The organism is Pseudomonas canadensis (assembly GCF_000503215.1).
GTDB classification, from domain to species: Bacteria; Pseudomonadota; Gammaproteobacteria; order Pseudomonadales; family Pseudomonadaceae; genus Aquipseudomonas; species Aquipseudomonas canadensis.
In genome coordinates this window covers 528,158-541,741 of record NZ_AYTD01000017.1, presented here as the reverse complement: position 1 = coordinate 541,741, position 13,584 = coordinate 528,158, and the positions used below count along the sequence as shown (strand labels likewise).

Here is a 13,584-nt window from a genome sequence, read left to right as displayed (position 1 = left end):
AGTATATCGAGACCCTGACGCCACGACGACCTCTGGAGGCTCATTTGGTCGGCATTTAGCGGCTGTATCGCGGCTTTTTCCGGCAACTGTGCTTCTGGGCGCAGATAAAGAGCAGGAAACGGGAATATTCCGCGCCTTTGAACTGTTATTCGCTCAACGCTGTGCTTTTTCTAGCGATTTGCTATCTTGCCAAACCTGCCGCAAGTCCCGCTTGCCGTCCTGATTACTATAAGAGAAGCCTTGCCATGTCCTCCGTGCCCGCAAGCAGTGCGCAACCTTCGCGCCCGCTGACCCGCAACGACTACAAAACCCTGTCGCTGTCTGCCTTGGGCGGGGCGCTGGAGTTTTATGACTTCATCATTTTCGTGTTTTTCGCCACCGTGGTCGGGAAACTGTTCTTCCCCGTGGACATGCCCGAATGGCTGCGCATGATGCAGACCTTTGGCATCTTCGCCGCCGGTTACCTGGCCCGCCCCCTGGGCGGCATCATCATGGCGCACTTCGGGGACCTGCTTGGCCGCAAGAAGATGTTCACCCTGAGCATCTTCATGATGGCCGTGCCGACCCTGATCATGGGCCTGCTGCCAACCTACGCGCAGATCGGCCTGTGGGCACCGGTGCTGTTGCTGCTGATGCGCATCATCCAGGGCGCTGCGATTGGTGGTGAAGTGCCAGGCGCCTGGGTGTTCGTCTCCGAACACGTACCGCCGCGCCATATCGGCTACGCCTGCGGCACCCTGACCAGCGGCCTGACTGCCGGCATTCTGCTGGGTTCGCTGGTGGCCACCGCGATCAACACTCTTTATAGCCCGGAGCAGGTCTCGGATTTCGCCTGGCGCATCCCGTTCCTGCTGGGCGGCGTGTTCGGCCTGTTATCGGTGTACCTGCGCCGCTGGCTGCATGAAACACCGATCTTCGCCGAGATGCAGCAACGCAAGACCCTGGCTGCCGAGCTGCCATTGCGTGCGGTACTGCGTGATCACCGGGGTGCCATCGTGCTGTCGATGCTGCTGACCTGGCTGCTGTCGGCCGGTATCGTCGTTGTCATCCTGATGACCCCGACCGTGCTGCAAACGGTCTATCACTTCAGCGCCACCGTTGCGCTGCAGGCCAACAGCCTGGCCATCGTCGCCTTGAGCCTGGGCTGCATTGCCTCGGGTGCCCTGGCGGACCGCTTCGGTGCTGGCCGCGTGCTGATCGTCGGTTGCGCGCTGTTGCTGGCAACCTCCTGGACCCTCTATCACAGCCTCATCGCTCACCCGGACTGGCTGTTCCCGCTGTACACGCTGACCGGCCTGTTCGTCGGCACTATTGGCGTAGTGCCTTACGTCATGGTCAAGGCCTTCCCGCCGGTGGTGCGTTTCAGCGGGTTGTCGTTCTCCTACAACGTGGCCTACGCCATTTTCGGCGGCCTGACGCCGTTGGCGGTGTCGCTGCTGATGAAGGAAAGCCCGATGGGGCCGGCCTACTACGTTGCCGTCTTGTGTGTGATGGGCATGTTGGTGGGCGGGTATCTGTGGAAGCGCGCACGCTAATCCTGATCAGGCTCTCGCCAACGTGAGAGCCTGCTTTCGCATTCCGCTCCTGGCAATCTCGCGCCGTACTAAAGCATATTTTCCAGGGCTTGCGCGGCGACTGATGAGGTGATTGTGTGGTGCTCGGTCATGAGGTCCAGTAGCCAGAGGGCGCCACGTACTTGGATGCCCTCTTTCTGCGCCTGGCGACGCAGTTTCCCATCACCTGTCAGCAATGGCCTACCCGTGGTATGAGCCAATAAATAGCAGGACACATCAGCCATTGAGCTGTTGCCATGCTCAATTTTCAAATTGACTAATTTTTGTACGCCTCTTTCATCGAACGACTCAACCAAAAGGCCCTGGGCGAGCAACTCGTCGTGGAAGATGTCTTCCAGCTCATATAAAACAAAGTCGGTAGAGCAGAGGGTAAAGGGCAGTTTGAACATCTGTTCCAGCAGTCCGGCATTTCTGAAGTCGATCCAGATATTCGTATCGCTGATATAGATCAGGCTCATGCACTCTCCAGTGCCTTCAGAGGTCTTCGCAGTAATTCCGCGGCCCGAGACCTGGTTATCAACTCTTCCGCCAGTGCCCAGAACACCAAGGATTCAAAGCGCTGCGGTGGTTTGCAGGGGATTGGCTCGGGTTCAGCCTTGCGCCAACCATGAGTGCTGAATTGGATGGTGAGCAGTTTGTAGCCGGTATCACCTACCAGACCGAGATCTTTGAGGCGGCGCAATGCGGCATGCATTGAAATTCCGTACTGACGCTTGGCGATCAGTAGTTCCTGAGTATGAATTCTCGAGCGAGGGCGGCTACCAAAATCGCGGGTAACGGCGTCAGCTGGATAAAGAAAGGCGCCGGCGAAACGATGACAGCAATTCTCTTTTTCGCGCTCTGGCATTTCTTCGGGCAGTTGCATGACCCAATGTCCCAACTCATGAGCCGCGGTAAAACGAATGCGTTCACCCGGACGCTGGGTATTCAAGGCAATCAGGACATGTTCGCCGTCACGGGTGGCGACGCAGGCGCCGTCAAAATCATCCGGGCCATCCAGCATCACCACCTTGATCCCATGTTCTTCCAGTTGTTCGGTCAGGTGGGCTATCGGATCGCCGCCTATCCCCCAATACTTGCGTAGTTCGTCAGCCGCTATCTCGGCTTCTTCTATGGAAGACACGGGTAATAAGTACGCTGGGGTTCTAGCGGTCTGGATATCCAACGGCTCGAAGCATTCTTCAAGGGCGATGTAGCGCTCCAGGTGCTCGCGGACCTGTTCCTCGACTTGCACTTGGCGGTACTGAGGCATTTTGGCCAGTTTGCGAAACTCCAGTGGAGCCAGAGGCAAGGCTTCAGGACGAAAAAAATACTCCGGGCTTACTTCCAGTGCCTTGGCCAATTGCAGGAGGCGCCTGGAGTTGGGAGTGCTTAACCCTTTCTCATATTTGCTCAAGCCTTGTTTGGTGATATCGCCTAGCTGAAGCGCCAGAGCCTCGAGTGACAGGCCTCGTAGCAGCCTTGCGCGGCGAATTCGGTCATTAATCATAAAAATTCTCCTTGGGTTGACAAGGCTATGCCTAACTATATTTTTGTCAACCTGAGGTGAGATATTGCGGCTCAAGCCTGGATGCCCTGGCAGGTTAGGAGCCGCACTTCCGAGCGGCAACCTTAAAGGGCTGTCGGAAAAATCCGAGTTGGATCTTGAGAAACCTTTCTCAATGCTCCCCACGTCATGGCAGTTTCTCGCTCAATAGTGGCCTTTCATCTAACTGTCACATTGCAGACATAGAGTGTTCACACGGCCTCCCGATACTTGGCCCCGATCCAACTATCCCTATCTGCTAGGAGCAAGGCATGAAACTGAAACGTTTGATGGCGGCAATGACTTTTGTCGCTGCTGGCGTTGCGACCGCCAACGCGGTGGCCGCTGGTGTTGATCCGGCAATTCCGGCTTACGTTAAGACCACTGGTGTGTCGGGCAACTTGTCCAGCGTCGGTTCCGATACCCTGGCTAACCTGATGACCCTGTGGGCCGAGGGTTACAAAAAGGAATACCCGAACGTCAACATCCAGATTCAAGCTGCTGGCTCCGCTACCGCACCACCTGCGCTGACTGAAGGCACCTCCAACCTGGGCCCGATGAGCCGCAAGATGAAGGACACCGAACTGGCGGCCTTCGAGCAGAAGTACGGCTACAAGCCAACCGCTATCCCGGTTGCCGTGGATGCCCTGGCCGTGTTCGTGCACAAGGACAACCCGATCCAGCACCTGACCATGGAACAAGTCGACGCGATCTTCTCCTCGACTCGTCTGTGCGGTGGCAAAGCCGACGTGAAAACCTGGGGTGACCTGGGTGTGACCGGCGACCTGGCCAACAAGCCGGTTCAACTGTTCGGTCGTAACTCGGTATCCGGCACCTACGGCTACTTCAAAGAAGAAGCCCTGTGCAAAGGCGACTACAAGCCAAACGTGAACGAACAACCGGGCTCGGCTTCGGTCGTGCAGTCGATCAGCTCGTCGCTGAACGGCATCGGTTACTCGGGCATTGGCTACAAGACCGCCAGCGTGAAAACCGTGGCCCTGGCCAAGAAAGGCAGCACTGACTTCATCGAAGACAGTGAAGAAAACGCCCTGAACGGCAAATACCCGCTGTCGCGTTTCCTCTACGTGTACGTCAACAAAGCCCCGAACAAGCCTCTGGCCCCGCTGGAAGCTGAGTTCGTGAAGCTGGTTCTGTCCAAGCAGGGCCAGGAAGTTGTGGTGAAAGACGGCTACATCCCACTGCCAGCCAAAGTCGCCGCCAAGGCCCTGGCTGACCTGGGTCTGAAAGAAGGCAACTGATTGCCTCTGCGGGGCCGGAGTATCGGCCCCGCATCCGAATTTTCTAGTCCGCTGCCAGCCTTGCTTCGCGGCGGCTTTGTTGCGTCACTGCACTGTCATCTTTCTGTCATACAGGATCGCTAGGGTGTGCGCATGAATGATCTGGCCAATTCCACCATGACGACGACTTCTCCCCCCAAGCGCATTGACTTCAATACGCCTGAGCTGCAACGCAAGCGCCGCATTCGCGCGCTCAAGGATCGCCTGACCCGTTGGTATGTGCTGGTCGGCGGCCTCGCCGTCCTCGGCGCTATCACCCTGATTTTCTTCTTTCTTGCTTATGTCGTCGCGCCGCTGTTCCAAGGTGCCTCATTGACCAAGGAAGACGCCCTGGCCCCGGCCTGGATCCAGGACGCGGGCAAGCCGCTGATGATCTCCCTCGAAGAACAGAACCAAGTCGCCATGCGGGTTTCCGACAAGGGCCAGGCGTTGTTCTTTAATGTGGAAACCGGCGCCGAACTCAAGCGTGTCGACCTGCCACTGCCTGCCGGCACCAGCGTTGCTTCTATCGGTGAAGACCAGCCCGGTAGCCCGTTGGTGATTCTCGGTCTGTCCAATGGCCAGTCCATGGTGTTCCGCCACACCTATAAGGTGTCCTACCCGGACGGCAAGAAAACCATTACGCCTGCGGTCGAATACCCCTACGGTGAAACGCCGATCGTGCTGGATGACGCCGGTCGCCCGCTGGAGCATGTCGCCCTTAACGCCACCGATTCAACCTTGGTGGTTGCGGGTTCCGCCGGTTCGCACTTGAACGTGCTGTCCCTGAGCCGCGAAGAAAACATGATGACCGGCGAAGTCACCAGCGAGCAGAAGCGCATCGAACTGCCGCAGATGACCGAACCGGTGAAAGCGATCTTCATCGACCCACGTCAGCAATGGTTGTACGTGATCAACGGCCGCGCCCTGGCCGACGTGTTTAGCCTGCGCGACAATAGCCTCAACGGTCGCTACAAATTGCTCGAAGACGGCAACGCTGAAGTCACCGCCAGCACGCAGCTGGTGGGCGGTATCTCGCTGATCGTCGGCAACTCCAAGGGCGGCCTGGCCCAGTGGTTCATGGCTCGCGACCCGGATGGCGAGCAGCGCTTCAAGCAGATCCGCACCTTCCAGATGGGCACTACGCCGATCGTGGAAATTTCCGCCGAAGAGCGCCGCAAAGGCTTCACCGCCCTCGACGCTGCCGGCAACTTCGGCGTGTTCCACAGCACTGCACACCGCACCCTGTTGGTCGACCCTGTAGTCGACGGCCAAGGCGTGTATGGCATGTCGCCACGGGCCAACCGCGTGATCGTGGAAGCCGGCGGCAAGCTGCAACCGCTGATGCTCGACAACCCGCACCCGGAAGTATCGTGGAGCGCACTGTGGAGCAAGGTTTGGTACGAAAACTACGACGAGCCTAAATACGTCTGGCAATCGACCGCCGCCAACACCGACTTCGAACCCAAGATGAGCCTGGCCCCGCTGACCTTCGGCACCTTGAAGGCGGCGTTCTACGCCATGCTGCTGGCTGCGCCACTGGCTGTTGCGGCAGCGATCTACACCGCCTACTTCATGGCCCCGAGCCTGCGCCGCAAGGTCAAGCCGGTGATCGAGCTGATGGAGGCGATGCCGACGGTGATCCTTGGCTTCTTCGCCGGCCTGTTCCTGGCGCCGTATGTGGAAGGGCATCTGCCGGGCATTTTCAGTCTGTTGATGCTGTTGCCGATTGGCATCCTTGTCGCCGGCTTCATCTTCAGCCGCTTGCCTGAATCCCTGCGTCTGCGCGTTCCCGATGGCTGGGAAAGCGCGATCCTGATCCCGGTGATCCTGTTCGTGGGCTGGCTCTCGCTGTACATGAGCCCGTACCTGGAAACCTGGTTCTTCGGCGGCGATATGCGCATGTGGATCTCCCACGACCTGGGCATCACCTACGACCAGCGCAACGCTCTGGTAGTGGGTTTGGCCATGGGCTTCGCAGTGATCCCGAACATCTATTCCATCGCCGAAGATGCCGTGTTCAGCGTGCCACGCGGCCTGACACTGGGCTCGCTGGCCTTGGGCGCCACGCCGTGGCAGACCATGACACGCGTGGTGATCCTGACCGCCAGCCCGGGCATTTTCTCGGCATTGATGATCGGTATGGGCCGCGCTGTCGGCGAGACCATGATTGTGTTGATGGCCACCGGTAACACCCCGGTGATGGAGATGAACCTGTTCGAAGGCTTGCGCACCTTGGCGGCCAACGTCGCAGTGGAAATGCCCGAGTCGGAAGTGGGCGGCAGTCACTACCGCGTGCTGTTCCTCTCGGCACTGGTGCTGCTGCTGTTCACCTTCATCATGAACACCCTCGCGGAGCTGATTCGTCAGCGTCTGCGCAAGAAATACTCGTCGCTTTAAGAAAGGTAGAAGTCTGTGAAACAGAACTCCCTGAATGGATGGTTCAAGAGCGGCGCCCCCGGCGTCTGGATCAGTGGTGGCGCGGTGTCCATCGCGGTCATCATGACCATTGGTTTGCTGGCGGTGATCGCCGTGCGTGGCTTGGGCCACTTCTGGCCGGCCGACCTGATCCAGGCCAACTACAACGTGCCGGGCCAGGCAAACCATATCGTCATCGGCGAAGTGGTGCAGAAGGAAGAAGTACCCCGCGAGCGCCTGAAAAGCGCTGGCCTGCCGGTGCCGGACCAAGGTCCGGAGTTCATGACCCGCGAGCTGATCAAGGTCGGCAACCGTGACCTGAACGGCAACGACTTCACCTGGATCGTCGGCGAGTGGCTCAAGGACCAGACCACGCCGGCGAACCTGATGACCATCGAGCGCCGTGAGTGGGGTAATTTCTACGGCACCCTGGTCAACGTTAAGCAGGACGGTAAAGTCATCGCCGAAGGCGAGGCCGCATGGCCGGAGCTGCAGGCCCGTGTGGATCGCGTCAACAAGCTGGCCGCTCAACTCAAAACCCTGGAAAAATCCGACATCGGCGCGATCAACGCCGGTTTGGAGCGCATCCGCCTGCACGGCCGCAAACTGGAGCTGGAAGGCAAGCTCGACGCCGCCGCCCAGGCCGACATGGATGCCGACCGCGCCGAGCTGAATGCCCGTTACCAAGACATCGAAGCCCGCCTGGCCGACCTGCACGCCCAGTTCAACCGCGACGCGCTGACCGCTCGCGACGGCAACGGCAAGGAAATCGAAATCGGCATCGGCAAAGTGGTGCACGCCTACCAGCCGAACGCCATGGGTACGATTACCAAGATCGGCTTCTACTTCAGCAAGGTCTGGGAATTCCTCAGCGATGACCCACGGGAAGCCAACACCGAAGGCGGGATCTTCCCGGCTATCTTCGGCACCGTGATGATGACCCTGATCATGGCGATGATCGTCACTCCGTTTGGCGTGCTGGCGGCGGTGTACCTGCGTGAATACGCCAAGCAGAACACCCTGACCCGCGTCATCCGTATCGCCGTGAACAACCTGGCCGGTGTACCGGCCATCGTCTACGGCGTGTTCGGCCTGGGCTTCTTCGTGTATGTATTGGGCGGTTCGGTTGACCGCCTGTTCTTCGCCGAAGCCCTGCCGGCCCCGACCTTCGGTACGCCGGGCCTGTTGTGGGCCTCGCTGACCCTGGCGCTGCTGGCGGTGCCGGTGGTGATCGTGGCCACCGAAGAAGGCCTGGCGCGGATTCCTCGCACCGTACGTGAAGGCTCCCTGGCACTGGGCGCGACCAAGGCGGAAACGCTGTGGAAGATCGTGCTGCCGATGGCCAGCCCGGCGATGATGACCGGCATGATCCTCGCCGTGGCCCGCGCCGCCGGTGAAGTGGCGCCGCTGATGCTGGTCGGCGTGGTGAAACTGGCGCCGTCACTGCCGCTGGATGGCAACTACCCGTACCTGCACCTGGACCAGAAGATCATGCACCTGGGCTTCCATATTTATGACGTCGGCTTCCAGAGCCCCAACGTCGAAGCCGCACGGCCGCTGGTGTACGCCACCGCGTTGCTGCTGGTGCTGGTGATCGCCACGCTCAACTTGTCGGCGGTGTGGATTCGTAACCACCTGCGCGAAAAATACAAAGCGTTGGATAGCTGATCTGAATATTGCTTGCCGCAGGCCCGATGCCTGCGGTTCAACACAACGAATTGGTAGCACAGGGAGCATCCCATGCAACAAGACACCCACACCCACGGCATCAACATGTCTGCCCTGGGTCGCGACAAGCAGAGCCTGAGCCTGGCCCAGGAAACCGTGGCCATCGAAGTGCCGGGCCTGAGCCTGTACTACGGTGAAAAACAGGCGCTGTTTGACGTCAGCATGAACATCCCCAAGCAGCGCGTGACCGCCTTCATCGGCCCGTCGGGCTGCGGCAAGTCCACGCTGCTGCGCACGTTCAACCGCATGAATGACCTGGTGGACGGCTGCCGCGTAGACGGTGCGATCAACCTCTACGGCACCAACATCTACCGCAAGGGCGAAGACGTGGCCGAGCTGCGTCGCCGCGTGGGCATGGTGTTCCAGAAGCCCAACCCGTTCCCCAAGACCATCTACGAAAACGTGGTCTACGGCCTGCGCATCCAGGGCATCAACAAGAAACGCATCCTCGACGAAGCAGTCGAGTGGGCCTTGAAAGGCGCGGCGCTGTGGGACGAAGTGAAGGACCGTCTACACGAATCGGCCCTCGGCCTGTCTGGCGGTCAGCAGCAGCGTCTGGTCATTGCCCGCACCATCGCCGTCGAGCCGGAAGTACTGCTGCTCGACGAACCTTGCTCGGCACTCGACCCGATCTCCACGCTGAAAGTCGAAGAGCTGATCTACGAGCTCAAGTCCAAGTTCACCATCGTTATCGTGACCCACAACATGCAACAGGCGGCGCGGGTTTCCGACTACACCGCGTTCATGTACATGGGCAAACTGGTGGAGTTCGGCGACACCGATACCCTGTTCACCAATCCGGCGAAGAAGCAGACCGAAGACTACATTACCGGTCGCTACGGCTAGGATGCCGGGATTTTCCTCGCACTGACGCTGCGGTTTTCCGCACCTTACCGGACGCTCCAAGGACGCCAACATGATTAGCAAAGAAGGCCTTACCCACCACATCTCCGCGCAGTTCAACGCCGAGCTTGAGGAAGTGCGCAGCCACCTCCTGGCGATGGGCGGGCTGGTGGAGAAGCAAGTCAACGACGCCGTCACCGCGCTGATCGAGGCCGACTCGGGCTTGGCCCAGCAAGTGCGTGAGATCGATGACCAGATCAACCAGATGGAACGCAACATCGACGAAGAATGCTTGCGCATTCTGGCCCGCCGCCAGCCGGCGGCGTCCGACCTGCGTTTGATCATCAGCATCTCCAAGTCGGTGATCGACCTGGAGCGCATCGGCGACGAAGCCACCAAGATCGCCCGCCGCGCCATCCAACTGTGCGAAGAAGGCGAAGCGCCACGCGGTTACGTGGAAGTGCGCCACATCGGCGACCAGGTGCGCAACATGGTGCGCGATGCCCTCGACGCCTTTGCTCGCTTCGATGCTGAGCTGGCACTGTCGGTGGCCCAGTACGACAAGATCATCGACCGCGAATACAAGACCGCGCTGCGTGAGCTGGCGACTTACATGATGGAAGACCCACGCTCTATCTCGCGGGTCTTGAGCATTATCTGGGTGCTGCGTTCGCTGGAGCGTATCGGCGACCACGCGCGTAATATCTCGGAACTGGTGATTTACCTGGTGCGCGGCACCGACGTACGGCACATGGGCCTCAAGCGCATGAAGGCCGAAGTTGAAGGTTCGGCCGATCTTATCCCTAATGTTCCGGGCCAAACTGACGATAAGTAAGGTTGCCCGAGAAATTAACGCCCGGCCTTTGGTCGGGCGTTTTTGTTTGTGGCCACTGAATTTTTTACACGTTGAGCGAGATAAATTCCCAACGTGACCACCGAGTTTTGGCAAAATGCCATCAGTCAGGCGTCTTGCGTGCCGAAGTGTTAATAGGATGAAGGGTCGATGAGTAAAGTCAGTGTATTGGTGGTGGATGACGCCTCGTTTATCCGCGACCTGGTGAAGAAGTGCCTGCGCAACTACTTCCCCGGGATCAAGCTTGAAGACGCGGTGAACGGCAAAAAGGCCCAGGCCATCCTGATGCGCGAGAGCTTCGACCTGGTGCTGTGCGACTGGGAAATGCCGGAGATGTCTGGCCTTGAACTGTTGACCTGGTGCCGTGAGCAGCCTCACCTCAAAGCCATGCCGTTCGTGATGGTGACCAGCCGTGGCGACAAGGAAAACGTGGTCCAGGCCATCCAGGCCGGGGTTTCGGGCTATGTCAGCAAGCCGTTCACCAACGAGCAGTTGCTGAACAAGGTCAAGCAGGCCCTGCACAAGATCGGTCGGCTCGACGCGCTGGTCGCCAGCGCGCCGACCAAAATGAACTCGGCCTTTGGCAACGATTCACTCAGCGCCCTGACCGGCGGCAAGCCCGAAGCACTCAAGTCGGCTCCTGTGGCGGCGGCTGCCCCTGCACCGAGCCGAGGCCTGCTCAACAGCCCGCCGGTTCAGGCGCCTGCAGCTGCATCCCCTGCCGGTGGCCGTGGTCAAGGTCAATTGCGCCTGTCCAGTGGCACCCAGCAATGCGTGATCAAGGCGCTGAGCATCAAGGAAGCGCTGCTGGTAGTACGTCGTAGCGAAGTCCTGCCCCAGGTACTGGAAAGCGCCGTGCTCGACCTGGAACAAGGCGACAACGCCGAAGTGGCCCGTCTCAACGGCTACTTGCACGCTATCGTCGCCTTCGAACCCAAGCCTGACAGCGATTGGCTGCAACTGACCTTCCGGTTCATCGACCAGGACGCGCAGAAGCTCGATTACATCTCCCGTCTGATCGCACGGGGTACGGCGCAGAAGCATTTTGTGCCGGGTGCGTGATTTGTAGTGAGCGGGCTTGTCCCGCGCTGGGTGGCGAAGCCGCCCCAAAACCAGACGGCGCGTATCATCTGAGAAAATGCGGTGGCTCCCATTAGGGCGGCTTCGCCACCCAGCGCGGGACAAGCCCGCTCACTACAGACTGTAACGATCCCTTGCTAGCCTGCCGTTCAGTCATCCCGGCAGGTTCGCGCCATGCTCATGCGCTTTTTGCTGTGCTGTGGGCTGGCCACGGTCGCCGTGTCGACCCAGGCCATGACCCTCTACAAATCCGTCGATGCCAATGGCCTGGTGTTTATCAGCGACCGGTATACACCGGGTGCCCTGGCGTTCGTGATCCAGGAGCGCAAGGTTGAGCGACCGATGCTTGTCGTGCCCAAGCCCAATCGTCCACAACAAGCCTACCGCTATCCCTTGCCCTGGCGTGGCGGCCCATTTCGCCTGACCCAAGGTCCCAACGGCACTTTCAGCCATACCGATAGTAAGAGCCGCTACGCCATGGATATCGCCATGCCCGAAGGCACGCCGATCATTGCGGCACGCAGCGGAATGGTGGTGAAGACCGAGAATGAGCAGGTCGGGCGTGGCAATGATGCGTCCGGGAATTTTGTGCGAGTGCGTCATGACGACGGCAGTGAGGCGGTGTACCTGCACCTCAAGCAAGGCTCGGTCAGTGTCAGGGTTGGGCAGCGTGTGGCGGTAGGAAACCCGCTGGGGTTGTCGGGCAATACCGGCAACAGCAGCGGGCCGCATCTGCATTTTGTGGTGCAGCGCGCCACCGAGGCGGGGCTGGTGTCGATCCCGTATGAGTTCAACCAGCCGGTCGGCGCATTGCCCAATTTTGCATTGGGCAATTGACGATCAATCCAGCAGCAGCACCTTGGCCAACACGATCTTCGGCCCTTTCATCTTCTTGATGATGATGCGCAAGCCTTCGACCTCCAGTACTTCTTCCTCTTCCGGCACGCGTTTGAGGGTGTCGTAGATCAGACCGGCCAGGGTTTCGGCTTCGATGTGGTCCAAGTCCACGCCCAGCAGGCGCTCCACCTTGAACAGCGGCGTGTCGCCACGCACCAGCAGCTTGCCCGGCTGGTAGGCCAGGATGCCGCGCTCGGCCTTGCGGTGTTCGTCCTGGATATCGCCCACCAGCACTTCCAGCACGTCTTCCATGGTCAGGTAGCCGATGATCTTGCCGTCGGCTTCTTCCACCAGGGCGAAGTGCGCGCCGCCTTTGCGGAATTGTTCCAGCAGTTGCGACAGCGGCATGTGCCGCGACACACGCTCCAGCGGCCGGGTCAGCTCGGCGAGGTTGAACGACTCGGGGATGTGGTCCAGGGCCGCCAGTTCCAGCAGCAGGTCCTTGATGTGCAGCAGGCCCACGAATTCGTTGCGCACCGCGTCATACACGGGGTAGCGGCTGAATTTGTGGCGACGGAACAGCGCGAGGATTTCCTTGAGCGGGGCGTTGAAGTCCAGGGTGACCAGGTCTTCTCGGGAGTTGGCCCAGTCCACCACTTCCAGCTCGCCCATTTCCACGGCGGAGGCCAGCACGCGCATGCCTTGGTCGCTCGGGTCCTGGCCACGGCTGGAGTGCAGGATAAGCTTGAGTTCTTCACGGCTGTAATGGTGTTCGTGGTGCGGGCCGGGTTCGCCTTGGCCGGCGATGCGCAGGATGGCGTTGGCGCTGGCGTTGAGCAGGTAGATCGCCGGGTACATGGCCCAGTAGAACAGGTACAGCGGCACCGCCGTCCACAACGACAGCAGTTCGGGTTTGCGAATCGCCCAGGACTTGGGCGCCAGCTCACCGACCACAATGTGCAGGTAGGAAATCACGAAGAAGGCGGCAAAGAACGACACGCCCTTGATCACTTCCGGCGACTCGACGCCCACGGCGCCCAGCAGCGGCTCAAGGATGTGCGCGAAGGCCGGCTCACCGACCCAGCCCAAGCCCAGGGAGGCGAGGGTGATGCCCAGCTGGCAGGCCGACAGGTACGCGTCGAGCTGGCTGTGCACGGTGCGCAGGATCTGCCCGCGCCAGCCGTTCTTGTGGGCGATGGCCTCGACCCGGGTGGCGCGCAGTTTGACCATGGCAAATTCGGCCGCAACGAAGAAACCGTTGAGCAGTACCAGGATCAGTGCAAAAAGAATCATGCCGAAGTCGGCGAAGAGTGTAGCGAGGGTGATACCAGGGGAAGGGTCCATGATGGGGTTTTGCAGGTTCCGTGTGTTCAATAAGGGGTGGCAGGCGGGCCTGGAAGGCAGGCGCAAGTCGGCCAATGTAGCGGCTGACGGGGCGCTTGCCTAGTG

Annotated in this window: 11 protein-coding genes; 8 read left to right on the top strand and 3 right to left on the bottom strand. The window is 59.9% G+C overall.

Annotated features, from left to right (window positions below; translation table 11 throughout):
• Positions 1-245: 245 nt before the first annotated feature.
• Complete coding sequence (locus U367_RS0121265) at positions 246-1,535, top strand: MFS transporter (protein ID WP_028618512.1); 1,290 nt, start codon at positions 246-248, stop codon at positions 1,533-1,535.
• Positions 1,536-1,603: 68 nt separating this feature from the next.
• Here U367_RS0121265 and U367_RS01000000130235 read toward each other — a convergent pair whose 3' ends face one another.
• Both U367_RS01000000130235 and U367_RS0121255 read right to left on the bottom strand, forming a co-directional pair.
• Positions 1,604-2,032 (bottom strand): PIN domain-containing protein, encoded by a 429-nt coding sequence (locus U367_RS01000000130235; RefSeq protein WP_050587911.1) that lies wholly within the window; start codon positions 2,030-2,032, stop codon positions 1,604-1,606.
• The gene (locus U367_RS0121255; RefSeq protein WP_028618511.1) at positions 2,029-3,063 is read right to left on the bottom strand and encodes a helix-turn-helix domain-containing protein; all 1,035 of its coding nucleotides are present in this window, start codon (positions 3,061-3,063) and stop codon (positions 2,029-2,031) included. The genes U367_RS01000000130235 and U367_RS0121255 overlap by 4 nt, the downstream gene beginning before the upstream one ends.
• Positions 3,064-3,371: 308 nt before the next feature.
• Between U367_RS0121255 and U367_RS0121250 the strand changes: the two genes are divergently transcribed.
• The 7 genes from U367_RS0121250 to U367_RS0121220 all read left to right on the top strand — a co-directional run bounded on the left by U367_RS0121250 (position 3,372) and on the right by U367_RS0121220 (position 12,135).
• Positions 3,372-4,358 carry a phosphate ABC transporter substrate-binding protein PstS gene (locus U367_RS0121250; protein WP_016978637.1) on the top strand — a complete coding sequence of 329 codons (987 nt, stop codon included), beginning with the start codon at positions 3,372-3,374 and terminating at the stop codon, positions 4,356-4,358.
• A 384-nt stretch (positions 4,359-4,742) separates the two neighbouring features.
• Positions 4,743-6,776: an ABC transporter permease subunit gene (locus U367_RS0121245; RefSeq protein ID WP_174890973.1), complete on the top strand. Its 2,034-nt coding sequence runs from the start codon at positions 4,743-4,745 to the stop codon at positions 6,774-6,776.
• Between the two features lie 15 nt (positions 6,777-6,791).
• Positions 6,792-8,462: a phosphate ABC transporter permease PstA gene (gene pstA, locus U367_RS0121240; protein WP_016978635.1), complete on the top strand. Its 1,671-nt coding sequence runs from the start codon at positions 6,792-6,794 to the stop codon at positions 8,460-8,462.
• 72 nt (positions 8,463-8,534) lie between these two features.
• Positions 8,535-9,368, top strand: a complete 834-nt coding sequence (pstB, locus tag U367_RS0121235) for a phosphate ABC transporter ATP-binding protein PstB (protein WP_010207582.1) — start codon at positions 8,535-8,537, stop codon at positions 9,366-9,368.
• Positions 9,369-9,438: 70 nt separating this feature from the next.
• Entirely contained in the window at positions 9,439-10,200 is a 762-nt protein-coding gene (phoU, locus tag U367_RS0121230; protein ID WP_016978634.1) for a phosphate signaling complex protein PhoU, read from the top strand.
• A gap of 168 nt (positions 10,201-10,368) precedes the next feature.
• Positions 10,369-11,280 carry a response regulator gene (locus tag U367_RS0121225; protein ID WP_028618509.1) on the top strand — a complete coding sequence of 304 codons (912 nt, stop codon included), beginning with the start codon at positions 10,369-10,371 and terminating at the stop codon, positions 11,278-11,280.
• Positions 11,281-11,472: 192 nt separating this feature from the next.
• Positions 11,473-12,135: a M23 family metallopeptidase gene (locus U367_RS0121220; RefSeq protein WP_028618508.1), complete on the top strand. Its 663-nt coding sequence runs from the start codon at positions 11,473-11,475 to the stop codon at positions 12,133-12,135.
• Positions 12,136-12,138: 3 nt separating this feature from the next.
• On the opposite strand, the gene U367_RS0121215 is transcribed toward U367_RS0121220, so the two are convergent.
• Positions 12,139-13,479 (bottom strand): hemolysin family protein, encoded by a 1,341-nt coding sequence (locus U367_RS0121215; protein ID WP_010207573.1) that lies wholly within the window; start codon positions 13,477-13,479, stop codon positions 12,139-12,141.
• Between the last annotated feature and the right edge of the window lie 105 nt (positions 13,480-13,584).

Excerpts from the sequence above, each read along its gene's own strand:
- U367_RS0121265 (WP_028618512.1), top strand. The coding sequence starts at position 246 with ATGTCCTCCGTGCCCGCAAGCAGTGCGCAACCTTCGCGCCCGCTGACC.
- U367_RS01000000130235 (WP_050587911.1), bottom strand. The coding sequence starts at position 2,032 with ATGAGCCTGATCTATATCAGCGATACGAATATCTGGATCGACTTCAGA.
- U367_RS0121255 (WP_028618511.1), bottom strand. The coding sequence starts at position 3,063 with ATGATTAATGACCGAATTCGCCGCGCAAGGCTGCTACGAGGCCTGTCA.
- U367_RS0121250 (WP_016978637.1), top strand. The coding sequence starts at position 3,372 with ATGAAACTGAAACGTTTGATGGCGGCAATGACTTTTGTCGCTGCTGGC.
- pstB (WP_010207582.1), top strand. The coding sequence starts at position 8,535 with ATGCAACAAGACACCCACACCCACGGCATCAACATGTCTGCCCTGGGT.
- phoU (WP_016978634.1), top strand. The coding sequence starts at position 9,439 with ATGATTAGCAAAGAAGGCCTTACCCACCACATCTCCGCGCAGTTCAAC.
- U367_RS0121225 (WP_028618509.1), top strand. The coding sequence starts at position 10,369 with ATGAGTAAAGTCAGTGTATTGGTGGTGGATGACGCCTCGTTTATCCGC.
- U367_RS0121220 (WP_028618508.1), top strand. The coding sequence starts at position 11,473 with ATGCTCATGCGCTTTTTGCTGTGCTGTGGGCTGGCCACGGTCGCCGTG.
- U367_RS0121215 (WP_010207573.1), bottom strand. The coding sequence starts at position 13,479 with ATGGACCCTTCCCCTGGTATCACCCTCGCTACACTCTTCGCCGACTTC.